We start from the raw sequence: 22,522 nt of genomic DNA, 5'->3' as shown, positions 1-22,522 counted from the left end.
AGCTGCGCGTCGGAGGCCCCGGCGCGCAGCAGGGACAGCAGGTCGGTCTCCTCGTGGGAGAACAGGCAGGACCGGATCCGCCCCTCGGCGGTGATCCGGGTCCGCGTGCACGCGGCGCAGAAGGGCTCGGTCACCGAGGCGATGACCCCCACCGTGCCCAGCACCGGCCCGCCGGCCGGGGGGCGCACCTCCCACAGCTCGGCCGGGGCCCCCGCCCGCTGCCCCGGGTGCGGGTCCAGCCGGAACCGCTGCGAGAGCCGGTCCCGGACCTGGGCGGCCGTGACCATCTCCTCCCGCCTCCAGCCGTGGTCGGCGTCCAGGGGCATCTGCTCGATGAACCGCAGGGCGAAGCCGCGCCGAAGCGCCCAGGCCAGCAGGTCGGCGGCCTCGTGGTCGTTGACCCCGGCCATGAGCACCGCGTTGATCTTCACCGGGGACAGCCCCGCCGCCGCGGCCGCCTCGGCCCCGGCCAGCACGTCTCCCAGCCGGTCCCGGCGGGCCAGGGCCTTGAAGGTCTCAGCGTCCAGGCTGTCCAGGGAGACGTTGATCCGGTCCAGCCCCGCCGCCGCCAGGGCCTGGGCGCGCGAGGCCAGCCCGATCGCGTTGGTCGTCATCGACACGGGCAGCCGCGGGTGGGCGGCCCGGACCGCGGCCAGGATCTCCTCCAGGTCGCCCCGCACCAGCGGTTCCCCGCCGGTCAGGCGCAGCTCGGTGACCCCCAGCTCGCCCACCCCGACCCCGACGATCCGCACGATCTCGGCGGGGCTCATCAGCTGGGCCGCCGGCAGCCAGGGCAGCCCGGCCGCGGGCATGCAGTAGGTGCAGCGCAGATTGCACTTGTCGATCACCGACAGCCGCAGATCGGTCGCCCGCCGCCCGTGCCGGTCGGCCAGCCCCGCCGAGGCCGGCGCACCGGAGGGGGCCGGACCGGCGCTGCGGACCCGCGGCAGCCCCAGGGAAACGCTCATGTCACCGCCTCGATGGTCTCGGCCGGCACGCGGGAGACCGGCGTGCCGGGGTGGTCCGTCCAGTCTAGGCGGCTGCCGTGCCCGGGCGAACGACCCGCGTCCCGCGCCCGTCATGTGGCGGGCCCGCGCCCGGCAGATGACGGGCGCGGCGCCCGTCCCGCCGCGAACCACCCGGCGCCTACGCTGGGGCCATGAGCAGGCACGCGCAGCACCCGGTCCGCGGCGTCGACGAGCACCGCCGGGCGGTGACGGAGGCCCTGTGGGACATCCGCCCGCCGGCCGAGACCGTCCCGCTGCGGGCGGCGCCCGGTCGGGTCCTGGCCGGGGAGCTGGTGGCACCGATGAGCCTGCCGCCCTTCGACAACTCCCAGATGGACGGGTTCGCGGTCCGCGCCGCCGACACCGGCCCGGCGGCGGACGTGGACGTCGAGCTCGTCGTCGACGACCCGGTCCCCGCCGGTGTCGTGCCCGGCCCGCTCGCCGGTGGGCGGGCCGCCCCCGTGATGACGGGCGCGCCCCTGCCGGCGGGCGCGGACGCGGTGGTGCCCGTGGAGGAGGCCAGGCCGAGCGGCTTCCCGCCGGCGGGCAGCACGGTCCGGATCCCGGCGGGCCAGCCGGCCGGGCGGTTCGTGCGCCGGGCGGGGGAGGACGTCCTCGCGGGGGAGACGGTCCTGGAGGCCGGGCAGCGCCTGACACCCGCGCGGATCGGACTCGCCGCGGCCCTCGGTCTCGACCGGCTGTCCGTTCGCGCCCGGCCCCGGGCCGTGGTCTACACGACCGGGGACGAGGTCGTGCCGCCGGGAACGGCGCGCGGTCCCGCCCAGGTCTACGACGCCAACGCGGCGATCCTGGCCGCCGAGCTCGCCGAGGCCGGCGTGGAGGTCGTCGCCGCCCGGCTGGTCCCCGACGACGCGCCGGCCTTCGCCGTGCGGCTGGCCGAGGACGCGGAGCTGCGCCCGGACCTCTTCGTCTCCTCGGGCGGGGTCAGCGAGGGCGCCTACGAGGTGGTCCGCCAGGTCCTGGAACCGCACGGGGAGTTCGTCCACGTCGCGATGCAGCCGGGCGGGCCGCAGGGCCTGGCCCGTGCGGGGGGCGTGCCGTTCGTGTGCCTTCCCGGCAACCCGGTCAGCACCCTCGTGTCCTTCGAGATGTTCCTGCGTCCGGCGCTGACCGAGGTCCTCGGGCACCCCGCCCCGCGGCCCCGCGCCACCGCGCCGCTGGCCGAGGCCGTGCGGCCGCTGCCCACCAGGACGCAGGTGCGCCGGGCCGTGTGGGACGGGACGACCGTGCGCCTGGTGGGCGGTCCCGGGTCCCACCTGCTCACGGCCGCCGCGCGGGCCGATGCCCTGGCGCTGCTGCCCCCGGGCGGGGAGGAGCTGCCCGCCGGGACCCCGGTCGAGCTGGTCCTGCTCGACGGAGGCCGACCCGGTGCCGCCTCCGCGGGGCCCGGGCGCGGCCGGGGGAGCGGCGGGGCTGACTAGACTGGCCTGCGCCCGCCCGGACGACCGCACAGAACAGGCTCCCATGACGTCGCTGCTCGCGCCCCTGCTCCTCGCCACCGCCGCCGTGATCCAGGCGCTGGGCCGCTACGAGTACCACCAGAACGGCATCACCGTGGTGGGCCAGATGCTCTTCCCCATCTTCTTCGCGGGGCTGGCGGTCCTCCTGGCGCGCCGTGGCGAGAAGGGCGCCTTCGGGACCGTCCATCTGGCGCTGGCCGCGGCCGGCGCCGTCCTGCTCGTGCTGACCCTGGCCGGCTGGAACGCGGTGATCCCCCAGCTCTACCCCGCCGTGTGGATCTACTACACGGCCTTCGTGCTGCTGGTGGTCGAGGCCGCCCTGCGCATCGCCGGAACCCCGAAGGGCCGGCGCGGAGGGTCCCCGGCGGAGGCCGGGGACGGCCGGCGTCTCTGAGGCCGGGAACGTCATCCGGCCCGCGGCGGCCGTCACCTCACGATGCGGTGACGATCCGGGCCCGAGGGCGTCCTTCCCGGTCGCCCTCGGCGCCGTCTCGCCGTTCGTGCTGCTCACCGGGTTCGCGGTCCGGCCGGGCAGCTTCGGCCTGCTCGTGGCCGTGGCCTTCTTCCTGGGCATCGCCGGCACGGTCTTCGCGATCGGCATCCCGTTCTGCTCGGCCTGGTACGAGTGCCGCCGCATGGGCTTCGCGACGGGCGTCTCCGGCGTCGGCACGGTCGGCACGGCCGTTTCCGCGTTCATCACCCCCGGCTGGTGGCCGGGATCGGCTACCGGGGCACGCAGGTGGCGACCGCGGTCGTGGTCGCGGTCGTGGTCGCGGTCCTGCCCCCGATCGGGCAGGTCGTCACGCTGCCGGTCAGCTGGCAACTGTGCTTCCTCTACGGCGTGGTCTCCGGGGCGTTCTCCAACTGCCTGCCGACGTACCTCGGCAACGTCTACGGGCGGTACGCCACCGCAGCCGGCACCCGCACCGCCGGTTCTGCACTCGGCGCGGTGGTCGTCCGGCCCGTCGGCGGGATCCTCGCTGACCGCTTCGGACCCCGCCCGATCACGATCACCTGCCTCGCGGGCACCGCGGTGCCCGCCGTGGTCGTCGCCTTCCAGCCGGGCCAGGAACGCGTCGACGGCGCGGCGTTCCTGGTGTTGGCGCTCTTCCTCGGACTCGGCACGGGGGGCGGCTTCGGCTGGGTGGGTCGGGCGGCGCCGGCCCGGGACGTCGGCACGGTCGGGGGATCATCGCCGCGGCCGGCGGGCTCGGGGGATGCTTCCCGGCCCTGGTCATGGGCGCGACCTACAACCCGGAGAGCAGCTCCTACGTCGTGGGGCTCAGCCTGCTCGCCGGGTTCGCCGTGGTGTCCTTCCTGCTGGCCCTGAGCGTCCGCAACGGCGGCCGGACGGACCAGCTGGCCCCCACCTGAGCGGAGGACGCCGGGCCCGTCACTCGTCGGAGGCGCGGGGCACGTCCGACAGCGGCGTCCGCCAGACCCTGGGGTCGGCCACGGGGAACCGGCGGCCGGTGACGAACTGCGGGGTGATCCGCACGAAGATCCCCTTCCGGCCCTCCTGCCACGGGAAGAGCGGGAGGGCCACGGTGTCCATCAGCTCCTGTACCTGCTGGATCCGTGCGGCCCGGCCCTTGACCACCACGCTCCACGCGCGCCCGGAGGAGTCGTCGTAGCCGTCGGTCTCCAGGGCCACCGCGACGTCGGCGAGCGCCGCGCCCAGCTTGGTGCCCTCGCCGGAGCGCAGCACCAGGGTCCCGTGGTCCACGACGTAGTTGACGGGGAAGATCTCCGGATGGTCTTCCACCCACACGGCGAGCCGGCCGACGGGGGAGTTCCCCAGCAGCTCCCAGCACTCGTTCGCGGGCAGTTCCTCCACGTGGTTGCCGTGCCCCTGCGTCATCGTGTCCTCCTCGTTCGTGTCCTGGTTCGTGTCCTGGTGCGGCTCGTGTCGTCGCTCGTGTCCCGGCACGCTGCGCCATGGTCGAGGGCTGCTCGACCCAGGCCGCCGGGGCACCGTCCTCCAGTGCGGCGAGCTCCTCCTCGATCTGCCTCCGCAGGTCGAAGGTCCCGGGGGAGGCGTCCGCGTGCAGGTACCGGACCGTGCTCTGGGAGCCGTCCTTCACCAGGTGGGAGAGCATTCCCGCCATGGGGGTGACACCGATGCCCGCGCCGGCCAGGACCAGCGGCCGGTCCGAGCACTCCAGGACGACGTCGCCGGAGGGCGACCGAGAGCGTGAGCTCGTCCCAGACCTTCTCGACGACCCGCCGGCTCCGCCAGACGGTCTCCGGGGAGAGCCGGAGCGCCTCGTGCGGACCGCGTTCCTGGGTGATTATCGCGTCGGCCATCGGCCTGTAGACCTCGTCCCACGCGGAGGCGACCTCAGGGGTCACGGCGTCGCCCGGGACGTCCACGATGGCCCACAGCAGGTCGTCGTGGACGATCCGGTACTGGTCCGGGTGCAGGCCCGGGGACACGTGATTGTGCGCAATGCGGGACAGCACGTGGTCGGGCAGCTCGGTCCGCTTGTTCACCAGGAAGCCGGCGGCCGACCCGGCCAGCGCCTGCTGCTGCCGGCCGTCGGCCTGGTTCCCGCGGTTGAAGAGACCGTCCCGCATCTCGGGGTGCTCGCCGAACATGTGCGTGTAGAACCGGCGGGCGATCTCCTGGATGTTCTCGCCCTCCACGGGCAGCGTGGCCTTGGCGACGGGGTACGAGGTGTCTGACAGCACGGAGGCTCCTTCACGAGCGCCGGCGGCGTCGGCGGCACTTCGGTCACGTGCCGCCAAGCTAGCACCGCACAGGACGCGGAACCAGGACGCGACGCGGTGCTCCGGGGCGTGGTCCAGAATGGGGGGAGAGCACCGGCCGGAGCACCCGGCCACCGGACCCGGAGGAGACCGCACCGAGATGACCGACCAGCAGCAGGGCCTGACACACGTGCGGGCGGACGGGTCCGCGCACATGGTGGACGTCTCGCAGAAGCCGGTCACCACCCGCGAGGCCACGGCCACGGCGACCCTCGGAACCCGAGCCGACGTCGTCGAGCAGGTGTTCGCGGCCGACCTGCCCAAGGGCGACGCCCTCCCGGTCGCCCGGGTGGCCGGGATCATGGCCGCGAAGCGGACCCCGGAGCTCGTCCCGCTGTGCCACCCCCTGCCCATCAGCAAGGTCACGGTGGACTTCGAGCGGCTTCCCGACGGCGTCCGGATCACCGCGACCGTGCGCACCCGCGGGGTCACCGGCGTCGAGATGGAGGCGCTCACGGCGGCGTCGGTGGCGGCGCTGACGCTCTACGACATGATCAAGGCCGTGGACCGGTTCGCCGAGATCGGCGGCGTCAGGGTGCTCGCCAAGTCCGGCGGGAAGTCGGGGGACTGGTCCCGGACGGACGGGCCCCGGACGGACGGGCCCCGGACGGACGAGGCATTCGACGACGGGACCGGCGCGTGAGGACGGCCGCCGTGATCGTGGCCTCCACCCGGGCCGCGGCAGGGGTCTACGAGGACCGCAGCGGTCGGATCGCGGCCGACTGGTTCGGCTCCCACGGTTTCGCGGTCGAAGGACCGTTCGTGGTCGCCGACGGCGAGGACGTGCGCGCGGAGCTCGAGCGGCTGCTCGTGACCCGCCCGCCGGCCGAGCGGCCCGGAGTCGTGGTGACCAGCGGCGGCACCGGGCTGGCCGCCGACGACCGCACGCCGGAGGTCACCCGCCCCTTCCTCGACCGCGAGCTGCCCGGCATCATGGAGGCGTTGTGGGCCGAGGGACGACGGTCCACGCCGCTGGCCGTCCTCAGCCGCGGGCACGCCGGGGTCAGCGGGCGCACCTTCGTGGTCAACCTCCCCGGCTCCACGGGCGGGGTGTGGGACGGCCTGAAGGTGCTGGAGCCCCTGCTCGACCACGTCTGCGACCAGCTGGAGGGCCACCGCGACCGCGGGCACGACGGCCCGCACCCCGATCCCCGCACCGGAAGGACCGAGCCATGAGCACCCCCGGACCCCTCCAGGCCGAGACCGCCGTGATCGCCGCGTTCGTCACGGACGCGCCGCTGGACCACGCGCGGGCCGTCGCCGCCGTCCAGGACGAGCGGACCGGCGCCGTGGTCTCGTTCAGCGGCGTCATCCGCGACCACGACGGCGGCCGGTCCGTCACGAGCCTCGACTACACCTGCCACCCCCGCGCCGGGGCCGCGATCCAGGAGGTCGCCCGCTCGGTGGCCGAGCAGTTCCCGGGCGTGCGGATCTGGGCCGCCCACCGCGTGGGCCACCTCGCGATCGGGGAGTCCGCCCTGGAGGCGGCCGTGGCCTCGGCCCACCGCAAGCTCGCGTTCGCCGCGTGCGACGCGCTCGTGGACCGGATCAAGACGGAGGTGCCCATCTGGAAGGAGCAGCTGTTCACGGACGGCTCCACCGAGTGGGTCGGGCTGGACGCCTGAGCGCCGTGGACCTGCCTCCTCTCGTCGCCCCCGCCCCGGAACTCACCGACGCCGAGCTGCGCCGCTACGCCCGCCACCTGTGCGTGCCCGAGATCGGGGAGGAGGGGCAGCGCCGGCTCAAGAACGCCCGCGTGCTGTGCGTGGGCGCGGGCGGCCTCGGCTCCCCGGCCCTGCTCTACCTCGCCGCCGCGGGCGTCGGGACCCTCGGGATCGTCGACGACGACACCGTGGACGAGTCCAACCTGCAGCGCCAGGTGATCCACGGGCAGGCCACGCTCGGGTCGCCCAAGACGGCCTCGGCGGCCCGCCGGATCGCGGACCTCAACCCGCTCGTGCGCGTGGTGGAGGTGCGCGAGCGGCTCACGTCCGGGAACGCCGAGCGGATCCTCGCAGGCTGGGACCTCGTGCTGGACGGCACGGACAACTTCGGGACCCGCTACCTCATCTCCGACGCGTGCGAACTGGCGGGGGTGCCGCACGTGTGGGGCTCGATCCTGCGCTTCGACGGGCAGTACTCGGTGTTCTGGGCCGCGCACGGACCCACCTACCGCGATCTCTACCCCGTCCCGCCCGCGCCCGGCAGCGTCCCGAACTGCGCCGAGGCCGGCGTGCTCGGGGTCCTGCCCGGGCTGCTGGGCACGGCCATGGCCGTCGAGGCGGTCAAGCTGGTCACCGGGGCCGGCACCACGATGCTGGGCAGGGTGTCGACCTACGACGCGCTGTCGGCCCGCTGGTGGGAGATCCCGCTGGCCCCGGCACCCGGCCGCCCCCCGGTCACGCTGCTGCGCGACGTGGACGGGGACATCGGTGAGGTCGCCGCGGCCTGCGCCGCCCCGGGGGAGCAGGCCGCTCCCGGCGACGTGCCCTCGGTGACGGCCGCGGAGCTCGCGGCACTGCTGGCCGAGCGCGAGCGCGGGGAGGCCGACTTCGACCTCGTCGACGTCCGGGAGCCGTACGAGGCCCGGCTCGCGGCGATCCCCGGCGCCCGGCTGGTGCCGCTCGCGGGTTTCGAGTCCGGGGAGGCGCTGGCACGGTTCGACCCGTCCCGGCGGGTGCTGCTGCACTGCAAGGCCGGTTCCCGCTCCGAGCGGGCGCTGCGGCTGCTGCGCGCGGCCGGCCACGCCGACGTCGCCCACCTGGAGGGCGGCGTCCTCGCGTGGATCGAGCAGGTCGACCAGGGACAGCGGCCCTACTGACGCGGCCGCCGGCCCGACGACGGCGCGGCCGGGCCGGCGCGCACGGTCCGCGACACCCGGGTCCTGGACAGCCGAGCCCCGGGACGGCCGGGACCGGGCCTCCCGCTCAGGACCGGCCGGTCCGCTCCTGCGGGTGGTCCTCGTGCTCCGACTCCGGGTCGACCCACAGGACCTCCCAGAGGTTCCCGTCCGGATCCCGGAAGCTGCGCGAGTGCAGGAACCCGAAGTCCTGGGCGTCGCCCTCGACCGCGCCGGCGCGCACGGCCTGGTCGACGATGGCGTCCACGTCCTCGGGGGCGTCGACGCTCAGGGCGTTGACGACGTGCGTGTCGTCCGGCTGAGGGGGACCCGGCGGAGTCACCGGCTGCCGGTGCCGGTCCTCGCTGAGGACCATGACCTGTTCCGCGTCCCGGACCAGGACGACACCCGGTCCCGCGTCCTGGTAGGAGGGGTGGAGGCTCCAGCCGAGGCGCGTGTAGAACTGCCGGGCCCGTTCCAGGTCCGAGACGGGCAGAGCGATGAAGCCGGTCGTTGCCATGTGGTGTCCTTCGTCCGTGCGGCAGGAGTGGTCCCCAGGATGGCCCCCGGCGGGTGCCGGCGCAACGGCTGTGCGCCATGTCGGCCCCGGTCGCGGCGATCGTCCTCCGGGGCGGCCCGGAATGTCGCCGGGCCGCCGTGGGTTGCACCGGACATGCTGGTCATCGGAGTCGAATCGTTCGGAGGGCCCGAGGTCCTCGCCGTCCACGAGGTGCCGGATCCGCACCCCGGCCCGGGGCAGGTGCGGATCAGGGTGCACGCGGCCGCCGTGAGTCCCACGGACGCCGTCCTGCGGGCCGGTGGACAGCAGCTGGGAGACCGGCGTCCGCCGCACGTGCCCGGCATGGACGCCGCGGGGACCGTGGACGAGGTCGGCGCGGGGAGCGCCTGGCGGGCGGGGGACGCCGTGATGGGCATCGCCCTGCCGCGCGGCGAGCACGGAGGAGCCTACGCGCAGCTGCTCGTCGCCCCGGACGACTCGATCGCCCGGATCCCCGAGAACACGGACTTCGCGACGGCCGCCACGCTGCCCATGAACGGGCTCACGGCCCTGCAGGCCCTCGAGGCGCTGGACCTGAAGCCGGAGCAGACGCTCGCGGTCACCGGTGCGGCGGGCACCCTGGGCGGCTACGTGATCGAGCTGGCCAAGCACGAGGGACTCACGGTCGTCGCGGACGCGGACGACCACGACCTGGAGCTCGTGGAGAGCTTCGGCGCGGACCACGTGGTGGCCCGCGGCGACGACGTGGCCCGGCGGATCCGCGAGTTCTTCCCCGACGGGGTCGACGGCCTCGTGGACGCCGCCGTGCTCGACGAGAAGGCCGCCCCGGCCGTCCGCGACGGCGGCGGCTTCGCGACCGTCCGCCGCTGGGCGGGCGACCCCGGTCGCGACATCACCGTGCACCGGATCAACGTCTACGACGAGTACCACTCCGGCGAGAAGCTCGACCGGTTGCGCCGCCTGGTCGACGACGGCGTGCTGACCCTGCGCGTGGCGGGCCGGTACCCGGCCGCGCAGGCCGCGGAGGCGCACCGCCGGCTCGAGGCCGGCGGGGTGCGGGGTCGCCTGGTCCTGGAGCTCTGACGGCCGGGGCCTCAGCGGCCGGACCGGTACTGGTGGTCCACGCCCACCTGGTCCACCCTGCGGTGGAAGCGCATCCCCGCGAGTCCGCCCAGCACGGCGGCCAGCAGGGGGATGAGCACCGCCGCGACCAGGGCGATGATGCCGGCGGTGGTGAGCGTGCCCTCGTCCAGGGGGACCCGCGGGAAGCTGTTGAGGTCCCGCAGGACGTTGAACTGCTCGCCCGCCACGGCCCCGGCCACGGCCAGGAGGCCGGCGACCACGATGGCCCACAGCCACACGGCCACGCCCTGCTTGGCGCCGTCGAAACGCGCCATGCGACCCGCCACGTAGCCCCCGGCGAAGTACGCCAGGAACAGGACGACGGCGAGGGCGATGCCGCTGACGAGGCCCACGGTGCCGCCGCTGCGGGCGACCTCGTCCGCGATCTGCTCCGGGTCGGTGCCGTCGGCGACGCCGACCCCCGCCCCCACGGCGGTGAGCAGGGCGGTGAGCAGCACGGCCACGCCGGTGGCGGTCAGCCAGCCGAAGAACGCGGAGCCGATCTTGACGCCGCCGTACTCCTTCTTCTCCGCGGCCACCACCTCGTGGCGCCGGCCGCGGGGAGTCTCCGCCGCCGTCTCCCGCGGTGACGTCGCGTCCCGCGACGTCGTCGTCTCCGCGCGTGCCGTCGCGTCCCTGTCCGCCCAGGGCTCCTCCCGGGGGTCCGGTCCTCGTGGATCGTGCCGTGCCATGACCATCTCCTCCGCGTGGGTCTCCCGTTCAACGGTCCTCAGCCTGCTCATGATGTTCCTCCGATCGGACGCGTGGCGCAATGCACCCGGGCCGGCCTGTCCGCCACCGCACGACAGGACGTAGCCTGAGGACCCCGGACCGGACCGGACGGCGGTCCGCGACCCCCGTCGACGGAAGGGCACGACCATGGACCGCACGCCGCGCACAGCCATCGTCACCGGCTCCGACTCGGGCATCGGACGGGCGAGCGCGGTGGCGCTCGCCGCGGCCGGCATGGACGTCGGGGTCACGTGGCACGAGGACGAGGCGGGCGCCCGGCGGACCGCCGAGGAGGTCCGCTCCCACGGGCGGCAGGCGTACGTGGCCCGGCTGGACACCACCGACCTGGAGGGCTGCGGCGCCGTCGTGGACGGTCTCGTCGAACGGCTCGGTGGTCTCGACGTGTTCGTCAACAACTCGGGTACCGGGGCGAACGTCCCGTTCCTCGAGACGTCCCTGGACACCTGGCGCACGGTCGTGTCCACCGACCTCGACGGCGCGTTCGTGTGCCTGCAGGCCGCTGCCCGGCACATGGTCGCAGCCGGCCGCGGCGGCCGGCTGATCGCGGTCACGAGCGTCCACGAGCACCTGCCCCGTGTCGGCTCGAGCGCCTACGACGCCGCGAAGCACGGCCTCGGAGGCCTGGTGAAGACGGTCGCCCTCGAGCTGGGACAGCACGGGATCACGGCGAACTCCGTGGCCCCGGGGGAGATCGCGACCGCCATGACCGGGCAGGAGGACGAGGACCCGCGCGGCACCCGCCGCCCCGGCGTACCCCTGGGCCGCCCCGGCGACGCACGGGAGGTCGCGGCGGTCATCGCGTTCCTCGCCTCGCCGGCGGCCGCCTACGTCACCGGTGCCTCCTGGGTCGTCGACGGCGGCATGGTGCAGATGGGCCCGCAGGCAGGCTCCCACCTCACGAGCGACGAGTGGCGGAAGGGGTAGCAGGCCCCGGCGGGCGGGAGGTGCGGGCGCGAGCCGGCCCCGCACCGGACGGCCCGGGTGCCGTGAGGAGCGCGCCCGCGTAGAATTGCCGGAGCCGTGCCGGCGGACGCAGACCCGGGGCGGTCGACCGGCGGACGGAGAGTCATGACAGAGCACAGGACGGGCGGTTCGTCCGCGGAGCGGTTGCAGGACCTGCTGCTCGACAGCGGCGACATCGGCGACTTCCTGAACGAGTTCGCCCGCATGACCGCCGAGAGCCTCTCCTCGGACGAGGAGCAGGTCTGGTGCGCCGTGACCCTGCTGCGGGACCGCAGGGCCGGGACGGTGGCGGCCAGCGGCGAGCGGGCGGCGGCGCTCGACGAGATCCAGTACGAGTTCGGGGACGGTCCGTGCCTCACGGCGGCCCGGGAGCACCGGCTCGTGCACATCCCGGACGTGCGCGGCAGCGATCAGTGGCCGGAGTACACCGACGCCGCGGCCCGGGTCGGCATCCGCTCGGTCATCGGCGTGCCCTTCGACCTGTCCGGGGAGGCCACGGCCGGCTTCAACGTCTACTCCGACCGTCCCGGACGGTTCGACCCCGCCACGATCGAGTCGGTCCGGCACGAGGTCCGCTCGGCTTCCAAGGCGCTGCGCCTGGCCCTGCGGCTGGCCCGGCACCGGGACGCCGAGGCGGACCTGGACGCGGCCATGCGCTCGCGGACCACCATCGACCTGGCCGTGGGGATCGTCATGGGGCAGAACCGCTGCAGCCAGGAGGAGGCCTTCGGCATCCTGGCCGCCGCCTCGAGCAACCGCAACGTCAAGCTGCGCGACCTCGCCGCCGAGCTCGTGGAGAAGGTCGGCCAGGGACCGGTCGAGACCCACTTCGACCGCTGATCCCGCGTCCCGCCGGGAGCGGGCCGACCCGGGCGCCGGCCACCCGGGAGCGCCGCGCGCGGGGTCCTGCACGGGCCCGCCGTGGCCGGGCGCCCGCCGCGGGCCCGGGGGATCGCGGGGAGCGGGGCCGGTGACCCGGCGGGCTTAGAGTAGGACCCGCCCCGCCCCCTGTCCGAGAGCTGAGTACCCGGTGACCGTTGCCTCCACCACCGTTCCGGCGCTGCGTCGGCGGTACGCCAGGGCGCTGACCGTGCTGGTGTGGCTCCTGCTCGCGGGGGCGCTGTACCGCTCCCTGTGGCTGGCCCTCGACGGCAGCGTCGACCTCGACGTCTACCGGCTGGGCGGGATGGCAGTGGTGGACCGCTGGGGGTTCGGCGACGAGCTCTACGGCCCGGGCCTGGACCCGGACGGGGACGGCGGACTGCCGTTCACCTACCCGCCCTTCGCGGCCCTGCTGTTCGTGCCGCTGGCCTACCTCCCGGAGCCGCTCACCGAGCTGCTGCTCGCGACCGTCACGATCGCCGTGGCCGTGGCGCTCTCCGCCGCGCTCCTGCGCCGGGCCGAGGACTGCGGCCGGCCACTGCCCCTGCAGCACCTGCTCGGCCCGGCGACGGCCGTGGCCGCGGGCACGGCCGTGCTGCTGTGGTCGGGCCCCTGGATGCGCAACGTCGGCCTGGGCCAGATCAACGCCCTGCTCCTGGCCCTGGTCCTCTACGACCTGCTGCGCCGCCGCGGCGACGGTCCGCTGGGGCGCGTGCCGCGCGGGGTGTGGATCGGGCTGGCCGCCGGCATCAAGCTGACGCCGCTGGCCTTCGGCCTGCTGTACCTGGTGCGCGGACGGCTCGGGCCGCTCGTGGCGATGGGCCTGAGCTTCGCGGCCACCGTGCTGATCGGCTTCCTCGTCCTGCCGCGGGACGCGGTCGTCTTCTGGACCCGGGCCGTGGTGAGCGACGACAGGGTGGGCGACACCGGCTACGTCGACAACACCTCGCTCCAGGGCGTCCTGCTGCACCTCGGGGTGCCCGGCGGCCCGGAGCCGGTGCTGCGCTGGGCCCTCCTCCTGGTCATGGTGGCCGGTGCGGCGCTGCTGCTGCGGGTGCTCGTGGCACGCGGGATGACCCTGTCGATCGTGGCGGTCAACGCGCTGGTCATGCTCTACCTGTCCCCGGTGACCTGGTCCCACCACCACCTGTGGTGGGGGGTCGTGCTCACCGCCGTGTGGGCCGAGGCCTGGCCCGCCTTCTTCAGGGGGCGGCTCCGCCGACCGGTCCTGGTGCTGGCGTGGACGGCCGTCGTGGGCCTGTACATCGGCCCCATCCGCTGGGACGCGTGGCTGCGGCCCGCGGGGGTGCCGGCCGGCGCCGTCGACGTCGTCGCGGCCCTGCCCTACCTGGCGCTGTTCCTGCTCCTGGCCGTGTGGGTGGCCGCCGGCCTGCGCGCCGGCCGTCGCGACGCGGGCGGGCCCCGCCGTGGCTGACAGGAGCCCGCCCGGCGCCTGGCCCGGCCACGACCTCGGCAGCCGCGGCTACCGCCGCGTCCTGCTCGCCCTGCTGTGCGCCGGGGTGGCCACGTTCGCGCAGCTCTACTCCGTGCAGGGCGTCCTCCCGCTGCTGGCCGCGGAGCTGAGGATCGACGCCGCGCGGGCGTCCCTGGGGGTGTCGGCGGCCACGCTCGGCCTCGCCGTGGGCGTCCTGCCGTGGTCGGTGGTCTCCGACCGCTGGGGCCGGTTGCGGACGATGGTCGTGGCGGTCGTGGCCGCCACGGCGCTGGGTCTCGTGATGCCGTTCACGCCCACCTTCGAGTCCTTCGTGGCGTTGCGCTTCGTGGAGGGCGTCGCCCTGGGCGGGATCCCCGCCGTGGCGATGGCCTACCTCGCGGAGGAGCTGAACCCCCGGCACGCCGCCGTCGCCGCGGGCACCTACGTGGCCGGCACGAGCCTGGGCGGGCTCTCCGGGCGCATCGTCGCCGCGCCCGTGGGGGACGTCCTCGGCTGGCGGACGGGGACGATCACCGTGAGCGTGCTCGCCGCGGTCGCCGCCGTGGTCTTCGTCCTCATCGCCCCGCGACAGCGCGGGTTCGTGCGGCAGACCGTGCGGCTCACCGGCCGGTCCGGGCTCATCGGCCGGCTGGGGGCCAACCTCGCCGACCCGGGCCTGGTCGTGCTGTACCTCCAGGGCTTCCTGCTCATGGGCGGGTTCGTGGCCGTCTACAACTACCTGGGCTTCCACCTGGGCGGGGAGCCCTTCGGGGTGTCCCAGACCGTGGTCAGCCTGCTGTTCCTGGCGTACCTGTCGGGCACCTGGTCCTCGGGAACCGCGGGGCGGGTCGCCGCCGCCCGCGGCCGCCGCACGGTGCTGGTGGCGAGCGGGCTGGTCATGCTCGCGGGGCTGCTCGCCACGCTCGTGCCCTGGCTGCCCGCGATCGTCGGGGGGCTTCTGCTGTTCACGGCCGGGTTCTTCGCCGCGCACGCCGTGGCCTCCGGCTGGGTGCCGGTGCGCTCCCGCACGGGCCGGGCGCAGGCCTCGTCCCTGTACACGCTCTTCTACTACGGCGGATCGTCCGTGCTGGGCACGGCGGGCGGGTTCTTCTACACGGCCACCGGCTGGACGGGGGCGGTCGGGTTCGTGGCGGGGCTCGTGGTCCTCGCCGTCCTGCTCGTCGTCGTGGTGCTCAGAGAGCCCGACCGGGCCTGACGGCGATCACTCCCCACCCCACTTCAGCGGGAAGACCTCGAACGCGCTCGCGAGCTCGACACCGGCGCGCCCGCCCACGGCGGCGGCGTTGGCCCGCAGGAAGGCGTCCGGGTCGAAGTCGGCCCAGCCCAGTCCGTCGAGGTACGCGCGGTGCGCGCGGAGGGACTCCACTCCGGCGCCGAACGTCGCCGTGACGTCCACGGCGTGCCGGGAGTCCGGTGAGGCGGCCGCCCACACGGCGACCACGTCGGGCCACGGGGCGAGTCCCGCCTCGACCTGCTCGGGGAAGACCCACCGGTTGCCGGCGTCCCGGGCCGCGTCCAGGGTGGCGCGCCCCACGGCGATGTGGTCGGCCTGGTTCAGGTTCGTGGCGTTGTCCCAGGTGTCGCGGAAGTTGTTGGTGATCACCACGTCGGGGCGGTGCCGGCGGACCACCTCGGCGAGCCGGCGCCGCAGCGCCACGCCGTACTCGAGCACGCCGTCGGGCAGGTGGAGGAACTCGACCCGGTCCACGCCCACGACCCGGCAGGACTCGCGCTGCTCGTCCTCGCGCAGCGGCCCGGCACGCTGGGGCTCCATGCCGTCGATGCCCGCCTCCCCGCTCGTGACCAGGCAGTAGACGACGTCCTTGCCCTGGCCCGTCCAGCGCGCCACGGCCGCGGCGGCGCCGAACTCCATGTCGTCCGGATGGGCGACGACGACCAGGGCGCGCTGCCAGGACTCGTCGACGTGCGTCAGGGGGGTCTCTGCCATGCCCCCATGGTGGCCGTCGGGTGCCCGTTGCGCAACGGCGGGCCGGAGACTGGGGTGTGCGCGTCACGACCGGGCCGTGGCGCGCGGCCGGTCCCGGGCCGGGCCGGCGGCCTGCCGGACGGCGTAGCCCAGCAGCGCGGCGGCGACCAGCACCGTCCCCACGCGCTTCTGCTGCGGGTCGAGCAGCGTCGCGACGCGGCCCGCCCACGGCACGTGGTAGCGCACGACCCCGCGCAGACGGTCGGCGGGCACGGGCTCCGGGTCCGGGGCGGCGTTGGCGTCGCCGCGCGTGGTGAAGAGCGGTGCGCCGTCCGCGTCGCGGTGGATCGCCACGATGCGGTGCGTGACCAGGGCCGAGCCGGCGCCGGCCGGTACGAAGCTCACGACGTCGCCGGGGCGCAGCCGGGCGACCTCGGCCCGGCTCTCCAGGGGCTCGACGACGACCTGGCTGCCGGTGGGGACGCCCGGTGCCATCGAGCCGGAGAGCACGGACAGCGGCACCCAGCCGAGCACGAGCGGGACGACGGCGACGGCCAGCAGCCCCGCGCAGACACCGGCGAGCAGGAAGCCGAGCACGCTCCGGGCGCCCGCGCGCAGCACGGTGCTCACGGCCGGGACGCCGGGCAGGGGTCCTCGCAGCCCGTCCCGACCGCTCCGGTGTGCAGCGGCGGAGCGTCGGACCAGCCCTTCCCGGCACCGCCGCTGAGCAGGGCCAGGGCGAGCAGCGCGGCCCCCGAGGCCGCGAAGGCGCGGCCGGCGGTCGTCGTGCGGGCGGTGCGGGCCATGGGGGGCCTCCGGAGTGCGGCGTGCGGTGCGGGGCGGCCGCGGCCGGGGGCCGCCGGCAGCCCCCGACGGCTCCCCGGCGCGCGGGACCCGCAAAAAGTCTATGAATTCGCACATGAATGGCGCGTCCCCACATGGCCCGACGCGACGGCCCGGTGCTGTCCCCACTTCGGCGTGCGTGCGTGCCGGGCCTAGGATGCCGGGAGGGATCCGCAGGACGGTCCCGGAGCGGAGGACCACCATGACCCGAGCATCCCAGCGGCGCCGTGTGCACCGGTACACGGCCGACGGCGCCGGGACGGGCCGCGCGGACACCCTCGCGGGCGAGGAGCCGCTGGAGATCCGGCTCGACGGGAGCCCGTTCACCGTCACGATGCGCACCCCCGGCCACGACTTCGACCTCGTGGCCGGGTTCCTCGTCTCGGAGGGCGTGGTGCGCGCCGCCGAGGAGATCGTGCAGCTGGACTACCGCGACGGCGTCGGCCCCGACGGGCGGCGCAGCTACAACGTGGTCGGAGTCCGGCTGGCACCCGGGGTCGCCCTCCCGGACACCTCCATGGAGCGCCACGTCTACACGTCGTCGTCCTGCGGGGTGTGCGGGACGGCGTCGATCGAGGCCGTCACGAAGGTCTCGGCCTTCGAGCCCGCCCGGGACGGGGTGCGGCTGCCCGTGCCCGCCCTGCTGGCGCTGCCGGACCGGCTGCGCGCGGGGCAGAAGCTGTTCGCCACGACCGGTGGGGTGCACGCCGCAGGCCTCTTCCGCTTCCCCGAGGACGGCGCCGACCCCGAGCTGCTGTGCGTGCGCGAGGACGTCGGCCGGCACAACGCCGTGGACAAGGTCGTGGGGTGGGCGCTGCGCGAGGGCCTGCTGCCCCTGCGCTCCACCGTCCTGCAGGTCTCGGGCCGCGCTTCCTTCGAACTGGTCCAGAAGGCCTCCATGGCAGGGATCCCGGCGCTCGCGGCCGTCTCGGCGCCCTCCGCGCTCGCCGTGGAGCTCGCCGACAGCACGGGCATCACGCTGGTCGGGTTCAGCCGGGGCGCCTCGTTCAACGCCTACGCCCACCACGAGCGCATCGTGCCCGTACCGGGCGGGGAGAGGGACCCGGCGCTGTCTACGATGGAGCCATGAAGCCCTTCCTGCTCCTCGCCACCCGCGCCGAGGACGACGTCGCGGACGAGGAGTACGAGACGATCTGCCGCTTCAGCGGCCTGGCGGAGAGCAGGCTGCACCGCGTCCGGCTGGAGGCCGGGCCCATGCCCGCGGTCGACCTCGACCGGTACTCGGGGGTGGTCGTCTGCGGCTCCCCGTTCAACTCCTCGGACCCGCCGGAGCTGAAGTCCCAGGTCCAGCGGCGCGCCGAGTCGGAGATGCGGGAGCTGCTCGACGAGGTCGTTGTCCGCGACTTCCCCTTCCTCGGCGCCTGCTACGGCGTCGGGACCCTCGGGACCCACCAGGGCGCCGTCGTGGACCGCAGCCGCGGCGAGGAGATCGACGCGATCGAGGTGACCCTCACGGAGGAGGGCAGGCGGGACCCGCTGCTGCGGCAGCTCCCGCCGGCGTTCCACGGTTTCGTGGGCCACAAGGAGGGTACGCGCACGCTTGCCCCGGCGGCCGTGCTGCTGGCCACCGGTGCCCGGTGCCCGGTGCAGATGTTCCGGATCAAGCAGAATCTCTACGCCACGCAGTTCCACCCGGAGCTCGACAGCACTGCCCTGCTGAACCGGATCGAGGCCTACAAGGACCACGGCTACTTCCCGGCCGGGACGGCGGAGGACGTCAAGGACCGGGTCCGCTCGGCCCCGCCCGTCACCGAGCCGGCCAGGATCCTCGCGGCGTTCGTGGACCGTTTCGCCCGCTGAGCAGCCTCTCGACCTGCCGTGTGTGCGGTGTCGTCCCGGGCGGCTAGCGTGAGGGGCATGACCATGCGCACCACCCCCTGGGCGGCCCGGCCCCTGGACGGCCCCCGCCCCGGACCCGGCGTCCGCGTCCTGCCGTACCACCGCCTCGGCCACGCCGACCCCGGGCACCGGTGGTGGAAGCCGATCGTGGAGCTCGTGGTCTTCGGCGCCGTGTACCTGGTCCTGGCGGTCGTGCTCGGCGTGGTGTGGGCGTTGGCCCTCATGGGGCTGCGGGGACCGGACGCCCTCGACGAGGCGTTCGCCGACGTCGGGCGCGTGGACCTGCTGGACCCCGCGGTCCTCGTCATGGTCCTCGTGTCGGTGATCCTCATGATCCCCGCGGTCCTGGTCGGCCGGCTCGTCATCGGCGCCCGCCCACTGGGGCTGCTGCTGTCGGTCACGGGGCGGCTGCGCTGGAGGGTCCTCGGCCGTGCCACGGCGATCGCCCTGGCCGTCTACGTGCTCGGACACGGCGCGCTCCTGCTTGTCGAGTTCGCCGCGCTCGGCGCGTACCCGGCCCCGGAGCCGGTGGACGCCTTCCCGCTGGTCGTGCTCATGGTGGTCCTGCTCGTGCCGCTGCAGAGCGCGGCCGAGGAGCTCCTCTTCCGCGGCGTCCTCCTCCAGGCGGTCGGGAGCTGGGTGCGGCGGCCGGTGGTCGCGATCCTGCTGCCGGTGCCGCTGTTCACCTTCGGGCACTTCTACGACGTCTTCGGCCTGCTCGGGGTCGCGGCCATGGCCGTCGTGGCCGGGTGGGTCACGTGGCGCACCGGGGGCCTCGAGGCGGCCATCGCGCTGCACGTCGTCAACAACCTGCTGGCCTTCTCCTTCGGGGCCCTCGGCTGGGCCGAGCCCGGGGCCACGGAGACCCCGTGGTACGCCCCGGTGGCCTCGACCGTGCTCCAGCTCGTCTTCGCGTGGCTCGTGGTCCGCAGCGCCCGCAAGCACCACGTGGAGGTGACCCGCACCGTCCGGCTGCCGCCGCCGGGCGGGTCCGGCACGGTGTGGCCGGGACCGGGCCCCCGGGCGCGTGCCCTGGGGGCGCCGGCCCTGGGGGCACCGGCCCCCGGGGCGCCGGCGGGCTGGGTGTGCCCGGGACCGCCGGCGTGTCCGGGGCACTGGGCCGGGCAGTCCCCGGCCCCGCTGCGCCTTCCGTAGACTGGCGGCATGGATTCCCCCAGCGCCGGCCCCCTGCCCGTCGTCGAGGACCTCGGCCGTTTCGTGACGGAGTCGCCGAGCTCCTACCACGCGGCCCGGGCCGCGGGGAGGCGACTCGAGGGGGCCGGGTTCCGGCGGCTCGACGAGACGCAGGACTGGGCCGCCGCCGACGTGCGGGGCCGTCGGTACGTGCTGCGCGACGGGGCGGTCATCGCATGGGCGACCCCGGCGGACGTGCGGCCGGGGGCGGGCTTCCGGATCCTGGGCGCGCACACGGACTCGCCCGGCTTCAAGCTCAAACCGCGTCCCACGACCACCGCCCACTCCTGGTACCAGGCCGGGGTCGAGACCTACGGCGGGCCGCTGCTGAACTCCTGGCTGGACCGCGAGCTGCGCCTGGCGGGCCGGATCGTGCTGCGCGGGGACGACGGCGTCCCGGAGGAGCGGCTCACCGCGACGGGCGCGGTGGCCCGCATCCCGCAGCTGGCCATCCACCTCGACCGCGAGGCCAACCAGGGGCTGAAGCTCGACCGGCAGGACCACGTGCAGCCCGTCTGGGGCGTGGGCCCGGCCGAGGACGCCGACGTCCTGGCGCTGCTGGCCCGCCACGCCGAGGACGGTCCCGTGGACCCGGCCCGCATCCTCGGCCACGACGTCGTGCTGGCCGACGCCCAGCGGCCCGAGGTCTTCGGGGGGTGCGGGGAGCTGTTCGCCTCCGGCCGGCTGGACAACCTGTCCTCCGTGCACGCCGGGCTGGGCGCCCTGGTCCGGGAGGTCGAAGCGGTCGAGGGCGGCCCGCACGTCGCGGTGCTGGCCGCCTTCGACCACGAGGAGATCGGCTCCCGCACCCGCTCCGGTGCCGCCGGGCCGTTCCTCGAGGACGTGCTCGTGCGGATCGGCGAGGGCCTCGGCCGGACCCCCGCGGAGCACCGCCGGTCCCTCGCCGGGTCGGTGTGCCTGTCCTCCGACGCGGGGCACCTCGTGCACCCCAACTACCAGGGGCAGCACGACCCCGTGAACCGCCCCGTGCCGGGGGGCGGCCCGCTGCTGAAGCTCAACGCCGACCAGCACTACGCCACGGACGCCGTGGGCGCCGCGATCTGGGCGGAGGCCTGCGCCCGGGCCGGGGCCGGCTACCAGGAGTTCGTCTCCCACAACCGGGTGCCGTGCGGATCGACGATCGGGCCGATCACCGCCGCCCGGCTGGGCATCCGCACGATCGACGTCGGCCTCGGGCTGCTCTCGATGCACTCCGCGCGCGAGCTGTGCCACGTCGACGACGTCGCCGCGCTCACGGACGTGGTGGGAGCCTTCTTCACGGCCTGAGCCGGGCTTCCCGGCGCGCGGCGCCTGCCGAGGGGGCGCCTGCGAACGGATCACAGCACGTCTGGCGTTCGAAGGCGCCCCCTCGTTGCGGGGAGTGGCCGGACGCGACTCCCCGCAGCGGGAGGGGCGGCTCAGCCGGAGATCGACGCCGTGGCCGCCACCCGCTCGGCGGGGAACTGCGGCATCGCGATGTCTGCCATCCGCGCCAGCACGCGCACGACCTGGCAGGAGTAGCCGAACTCGTTGTCGTACCACACGTAGAGCACCAGCGAGCTGCCGTTGACGATCGTCGCGAGCCCGTCGACCACGCCCGCGCGGCGGGAGCCCACCAGGTCCGTCGACACGGTCTCGGGGGAGTCGGTGTAGTCGATCTGCTTGCGCAGGGTCGAGTTCAGCGAGATGTCCCGAAGGTACTCGTTGACGGCGTCCTTGGACTGCGGGGCCTGGTCGAGCTGCAGGTTGAGGATGGCCATGGACACGTCCGGGGTGGGGACGCGGATGGCGTTGCCGGTGAGCTTGCCCGCCATCTCGGGCAGGGCCTTGGCCACGGCCTTGGCGGCGCCGGTCTCGGTGATCACCATGTTCAGGGCGGCGGAGCGTCCCCGGCGGTCGCCCTTGTGCCAGTTGTCGATCAGGTTCTGGTCGTTGGTGTAGGAGTGCACCGTCTCGACGTGGCCCTGCTTGATGCCGTACTTGTCGTTGAGCACCTTCACGACCGGGGTGATCGCGTTGGTGGTGCACGACGCGGCGGAGAGGACCTTGTCCTCCGGGGTGATGACGTCGTCGTTGACGCCGCACACGATGTTCTTCAGGTCGCCCTTGCCCGGGGCCGTGAGCAGGACCTTCGCCACGCCCTTGGACTGCAGGTGCTGGGACAGCCCCGCCTCGTCGCGCCACACGCCCGTGTTGTCGACGACGATCGCGTTGTCGATGCCGTAGTCGGTGTAGTCGATCTCGGTGGGGTCGGACGCGTAGATGAACTGGATGGCCACCCCGTTGGCCGTGATGACGTTGTTCTCCTCGTCCACGTGGATCGTCCCGTCGAACTTCCCGTGCACGGAGTCCCGGCGCAGCAGGGAGGCGCGCTTGACCAGGTCGTTGCCCGGCTTCTTGCGGACCACCACGGCGCGCAGGTTCAGTCCGGTGCCGTCGTTGCGGTTGATGAGGATGCGGGCCAGGAGTCGTCCGATGCGGCCGAAGCCGTACAGGACCACGTCCTGGGACTCCGGGGAGTTCTGGGCCCGGCGGTCCACGACCGGGGCGAGCTCCTCGCGCAGGAACCCCTCCAGGTCGCGGTCGGACTCCTTGGCGAGCCGGTTCAGCTTCCCCAGGTCCACGGCACACGTGCCGAGGTTCAGCCGCTGCATGGTCTCCAGCAGGCGGGTCGTGTCCTCGAGGGGCATCTCCGCGCCGTCGATGCGGCGGGCGAAGCGGTGCGCCTTGATGATCTGGGTGACGGACTTGTGCACCAGCGATCGGCCGTAGACCGTGGGCACGACCTTGTTCTCGCGGTGCAGCCGGCCGACGAGGGGAACCATGGCCTCGGCGAGGGCCTCACGGTCGGCCCAGTTTTCGGGAGTGCTCAACTATGACTCTCTTCCTCGGCCGGGGACGTCATC

Annotated in this window: 25 protein-coding genes; 16 read left to right on the top strand and 9 right to left on the bottom strand. The window is 74.7% G+C overall.

All coding sequences use genetic code 11. From position 1 onward, the window contains the following. On the bottom strand, positions 1–968 hold a 968-nt coding region (gene moaA, locus ACH9EU_RS01275), incomplete at its 3' end, for a GTP 3',8-cyclase MoaA (RefSeq protein ID WP_396412118.1). Positions 969–1,159: 191 nt separating this feature from the next. On the opposite strand from moaA, the gene ACH9EU_RS01270 reads away from it, so the two are divergent. The 3 genes from ACH9EU_RS01270 (at position 1,160) to ACH9EU_RS01260 (ending at position 3,818) form a co-directional block, all read left to right on the top strand. Further along, on the top strand, positions 1,160–2,449 hold the full coding sequence (locus ACH9EU_RS01270; protein ID WP_396412117.1) for a molybdopterin molybdotransferase MoeA: 1,290 nt from the start codon (positions 1,160–1,162) through the stop codon (positions 2,447–2,449). Between the two features lie 43 nt (positions 2,450–2,492). Beyond that, the gene (locus ACH9EU_RS01265) at positions 2,493–2,882 is read left to right on the top strand and encodes a hypothetical protein (protein WP_396412116.1); all 390 of its coding nucleotides are present in this window, start codon (positions 2,493–2,495) and stop codon (positions 2,880–2,882) included. A gap of 315 nt (positions 2,883–3,197) precedes the next feature. After that, positions 3,198–3,818 carry an MFS transporter gene (locus ACH9EU_RS01260; protein ID WP_396412115.1) on the top strand — a complete coding sequence of 207 codons (621 nt, stop codon included), beginning with the start codon at positions 3,198–3,200 and terminating at the stop codon, positions 3,816–3,818. Between the two features lie 63 nt (positions 3,819–3,881). Here ACH9EU_RS01260 and ACH9EU_RS01255 read toward each other — a convergent pair whose 3' ends face one another. Both ACH9EU_RS01255 and ACH9EU_RS01250 read right to left on the bottom strand, forming a co-directional pair. After that, positions 3,882–4,349 carry a pyridoxamine 5'-phosphate oxidase family protein gene (locus ACH9EU_RS01255; protein WP_396412114.1) on the bottom strand — a complete coding sequence of 156 codons (468 nt, stop codon included), beginning with the start codon at positions 4,347–4,349 and terminating at the stop codon, positions 3,882–3,884. After that, the gene (locus tag ACH9EU_RS01250; protein ID WP_396412113.1) at positions 4,346–5,179 is read right to left on the bottom strand and encodes a globin domain-containing protein; all 834 of its coding nucleotides are present in this window, start codon (positions 5,177–5,179) and stop codon (positions 4,346–4,348) included. Before ACH9EU_RS01250 ends, ACH9EU_RS01255 begins: the two co-directional genes overlap by 4 nt. A 178-nt stretch (positions 5,180–5,357) precedes the next feature. Between ACH9EU_RS01250 and moaC the strand changes: the two genes are divergently transcribed. Genes moaC through moeB form a run of 4 tightly spaced genes read left to right on the top strand, consistent with a single transcriptional unit; the run spans position 5,358 to position 8,078 of the window. Further along, on the top strand, positions 5,358–5,900 hold the full coding sequence (moaC, locus tag ACH9EU_RS01245; protein ID WP_396412112.1) for a cyclic pyranopterin monophosphate synthase MoaC: 543 nt from the start codon (positions 5,358–5,360) through the stop codon (positions 5,898–5,900). After that, positions 5,897–6,433 carry a molybdopterin-binding protein gene (locus ACH9EU_RS01240; RefSeq protein WP_396412111.1) on the top strand — a complete coding sequence of 179 codons (537 nt, stop codon included), beginning with the start codon at positions 5,897–5,899 and terminating at the stop codon, positions 6,431–6,433. Before moaC ends, ACH9EU_RS01240 begins: the two co-directional genes overlap by 4 nt. After that, positions 6,430–6,882 (top strand): molybdenum cofactor biosynthesis protein MoaE, encoded by a 453-nt coding sequence (locus ACH9EU_RS01235; RefSeq protein ID WP_396412110.1) that lies wholly within the window; start codon positions 6,430–6,432, stop codon positions 6,880–6,882. Before ACH9EU_RS01240 ends, ACH9EU_RS01235 begins: the two co-directional genes overlap by 4 nt. A gap of 5 nt (positions 6,883–6,887) precedes the next feature. Next, positions 6,888–8,078: a molybdopterin-synthase adenylyltransferase MoeB gene (gene moeB / locus ACH9EU_RS01230; RefSeq protein ID WP_396412109.1), complete on the top strand. Its 1,191-nt coding sequence runs from the start codon at positions 6,888–6,890 to the stop codon at positions 8,076–8,078. A 106-nt stretch (positions 8,079–8,184) separates the two neighbouring features. Here the strand turns inward: moeB and ACH9EU_RS01225 are convergent, their stop codons facing one another. Next, complete coding sequence (locus ACH9EU_RS01225) at positions 8,185–8,616, bottom strand: VOC family protein (protein ID WP_396412108.1); 432 nt, start codon at positions 8,614–8,616, stop codon at positions 8,185–8,187. 153 nt (positions 8,617–8,769) lie between these two features. Here ACH9EU_RS01225 and ACH9EU_RS01220 point away from each other — a divergent pair, with 153 nt between their 5' ends. Next, positions 8,770–9,699, top strand: a complete 930-nt coding sequence (locus tag ACH9EU_RS01220; protein ID WP_396412107.1) for an alcohol dehydrogenase catalytic domain-containing protein — start codon at positions 8,770–8,772, stop codon at positions 9,697–9,699. An 11-nt stretch (positions 9,700–9,710) separates the two neighbouring features. Here ACH9EU_RS01220 and ACH9EU_RS01215 read toward each other — a convergent pair whose 3' ends face one another. Continuing rightward, entirely contained in the window at positions 9,711–10,481 is a 771-nt protein-coding gene (locus ACH9EU_RS01215; protein ID WP_396412106.1) for a hypothetical protein, read from the bottom strand. A 136-nt stretch (positions 10,482–10,617) separates the two neighbouring features. Here ACH9EU_RS01215 and ACH9EU_RS01210 point away from each other — a divergent pair, with 136 nt between their 5' ends. The 4 genes from ACH9EU_RS01210 (at position 10,618) to ACH9EU_RS01195 (ending at position 14,987) form a co-directional block, all read left to right on the top strand. Next, entirely contained in the window at positions 10,618–11,415 is a 798-nt protein-coding gene (locus ACH9EU_RS01210) for an SDR family oxidoreductase (RefSeq protein WP_396412105.1), read from the top strand. A gap of 144 nt (positions 11,416–11,559) precedes the next feature. After that, the gene (locus ACH9EU_RS01205) at positions 11,560–12,294 is read left to right on the top strand and encodes an ANTAR domain-containing protein (RefSeq protein ID WP_396412104.1); all 735 of its coding nucleotides are present in this window, start codon (positions 11,560–11,562) and stop codon (positions 12,292–12,294) included. Positions 12,295–12,484: 190 nt separating this feature from the next. After that, complete coding sequence (locus ACH9EU_RS01200) at positions 12,485–13,771, top strand: glycosyltransferase 87 family protein (protein ID WP_396412103.1); 1,287 nt, start codon at positions 12,485–12,487, stop codon at positions 13,769–13,771. Next, the gene (locus ACH9EU_RS01195; protein WP_396412102.1) at positions 13,764–14,987 is read left to right on the top strand and encodes an MFS transporter; all 1,224 of its coding nucleotides are present in this window, start codon (positions 13,764–13,766) and stop codon (positions 14,985–14,987) included. Before ACH9EU_RS01200 ends, ACH9EU_RS01195 begins: the two co-directional genes overlap by 8 nt. 6 nt (positions 14,988–14,993) lie before the next feature. Here the strand turns inward: ACH9EU_RS01195 and ACH9EU_RS01190 are convergent, their stop codons facing one another. The 3 genes from ACH9EU_RS01190 to ACH9EU_RS01180 form a co-directional block, all read right to left on the bottom strand. Further along, positions 14,994–15,740, bottom strand: a complete 747-nt coding sequence (locus ACH9EU_RS01190) for a PIG-L family deacetylase (protein ID WP_396412101.1) — start codon at positions 15,738–15,740, stop codon at positions 14,994–14,996. A 63-nt stretch (positions 15,741–15,803) separates the two neighbouring features. After that, positions 15,804–16,349: a signal peptidase I gene (locus tag ACH9EU_RS01185; RefSeq protein ID WP_396412100.1), complete on the bottom strand. Its 546-nt coding sequence runs from the start codon at positions 16,347–16,349 to the stop codon at positions 15,804–15,806. Continuing rightward, positions 16,346–16,525: a hypothetical protein gene (locus tag ACH9EU_RS01180; protein ID WP_396412099.1), complete on the bottom strand. Its 180-nt coding sequence runs from the start codon at positions 16,523–16,525 to the stop codon at positions 16,346–16,348. The genes ACH9EU_RS01185 and ACH9EU_RS01180 overlap by 4 nt, the downstream gene beginning before the upstream one ends. Positions 16,526–16,764: 239 nt before the next feature. On the opposite strand from ACH9EU_RS01180, the gene fdhD reads away from it, so the two are divergent. The 4 genes from fdhD to ACH9EU_RS01160 are packed head-to-tail and all read left to right on the top strand — an operon-like array spanning position 16,765 to position 20,903. Beyond that, on the top strand, positions 16,765–17,652 hold the full coding sequence (fdhD, locus tag ACH9EU_RS01175; protein WP_396412098.1) for a formate dehydrogenase accessory sulfurtransferase FdhD: 888 nt from the start codon (positions 16,765–16,767) through the stop codon (positions 17,650–17,652). Further along, complete coding sequence (locus tag ACH9EU_RS01170; protein WP_396412097.1) at positions 17,649–18,383, top strand: glutamine amidotransferase; 735 nt, start codon at positions 17,649–17,651, stop codon at positions 18,381–18,383. Before fdhD ends, ACH9EU_RS01170 begins: the two co-directional genes overlap by 4 nt. 57 nt (positions 18,384–18,440) lie before the next feature. Next, complete coding sequence (locus tag ACH9EU_RS01165) at positions 18,441–19,577, top strand: CPBP family glutamic-type intramembrane protease (protein WP_396412096.1); 1,137 nt, start codon at positions 18,441–18,443, stop codon at positions 19,575–19,577. Positions 19,578–19,586: 9 nt separating this feature from the next. Beyond that, on the top strand, positions 19,587–20,903 hold the full coding sequence (locus tag ACH9EU_RS01160) for a M18 family aminopeptidase (protein ID WP_396412095.1): 1,317 nt from the start codon (positions 19,587–19,589) through the stop codon (positions 20,901–20,903). A 131-nt stretch (positions 20,904–21,034) separates the two neighbouring features. Here ACH9EU_RS01160 and ACH9EU_RS01155 read toward each other — a convergent pair whose 3' ends face one another. Next, complete coding sequence (locus ACH9EU_RS01155; protein ID WP_396412094.1) at positions 21,035–22,489, bottom strand: glyceraldehyde-3-phosphate dehydrogenase; 1,455 nt, start codon at positions 22,487–22,489, stop codon at positions 21,035–21,037. Positions 22,490–22,522 lie beyond the last annotated feature (33 nt).

The sequence above is a fragment of the Kocuria rhizosphaerae genome, assembly GCF_044462265.1.
GTDB lineage: Bacteria > Actinomycetota > Actinomycetes > Actinomycetales > Micrococcaceae > Kocuria > Kocuria rhizosphaerae.
The sequence above is the reverse complement of the archived record's forward strand: the minus strand, read 5'-3'. Positions and strand labels throughout refer to the sequence as shown.

Excerpts from the sequence above, each read along its gene's own strand:
- ACH9EU_RS01270 (WP_396412117.1), top strand. The coding sequence starts at position 1,160 with ATGAGCAGGCACGCGCAGCACCCGGTCCGCGGCGTCGACGAGCACCGC.
- ACH9EU_RS01235 (WP_396412110.1), top strand. The coding sequence starts at position 6,430 with ATGAGCACCCCCGGACCCCTCCAGGCCGAGACCGCCGTGATCGCCGCG.
- ACH9EU_RS01170 (WP_396412097.1), top strand. The coding sequence starts at position 17,649 with ATGAAGCCCTTCCTGCTCCTCGCCACCCGCGCCGAGGACGACGTCGCG.
- ACH9EU_RS01160 (WP_396412095.1), top strand. The coding sequence starts at position 19,587 with ATGGATTCCCCCAGCGCCGGCCCCCTGCCCGTCGTCGAGGACCTCGGC.
- ACH9EU_RS01210 (WP_396412105.1), top strand. The coding sequence starts at position 10,618 with ATGGACCGCACGCCGCGCACAGCCATCGTCACCGGCTCCGACTCGGGC.
- fdhD (WP_396412098.1), top strand. The coding sequence starts at position 16,765 with ATGACCCGAGCATCCCAGCGGCGCCGTGTGCACCGGTACACGGCCGAC.
- ACH9EU_RS01220 (WP_396412107.1), top strand. The coding sequence starts at position 8,770 with ATGCTGGTCATCGGAGTCGAATCGTTCGGAGGGCCCGAGGTCCTCGCC.
- ACH9EU_RS01180 (WP_396412099.1), bottom strand. The coding sequence starts at position 16,525 with ATGGCCCGCACCGCCCGCACGACGACCGCCGGCCGCGCCTTCGCGGCC.
- ACH9EU_RS01225 (WP_396412108.1), bottom strand. The coding sequence starts at position 8,616 with ATGGCAACGACCGGCTTCATCGCTCTGCCCGTCTCGGACCTGGAACGG.
- ACH9EU_RS01255 (WP_396412114.1), bottom strand. The coding sequence starts at position 4,349 with ATGACGCAGGGGCACGGCAACCACGTGGAGGAACTGCCCGCGAACGAG.
- ACH9EU_RS01205 (WP_396412104.1), top strand. The coding sequence starts at position 11,560 with ATGACAGAGCACAGGACGGGCGGTTCGTCCGCGGAGCGGTTGCAGGAC.
- ACH9EU_RS01190 (WP_396412101.1), bottom strand. The coding sequence starts at position 15,740 with ATGGCAGAGACCCCCCTGACGCACGTCGACGAGTCCTGGCAGCGCGCC.
- ACH9EU_RS01165 (WP_396412096.1), top strand. The coding sequence starts at position 18,441 with ATGACCATGCGCACCACCCCCTGGGCGGCCCGGCCCCTGGACGGCCCC.
- ACH9EU_RS01215 (WP_396412106.1), bottom strand. The coding sequence starts at position 10,481 with ATGAGCAGGCTGAGGACCGTTGAACGGGAGACCCACGCGGAGGAGATG.
- moaC (WP_396412112.1), top strand. The coding sequence starts at position 5,358 with ATGACCGACCAGCAGCAGGGCCTGACACACGTGCGGGCGGACGGGTCC.
- ACH9EU_RS01265 (WP_396412116.1), top strand. The coding sequence starts at position 2,493 with ATGACGTCGCTGCTCGCGCCCCTGCTCCTCGCCACCGCCGCCGTGATC.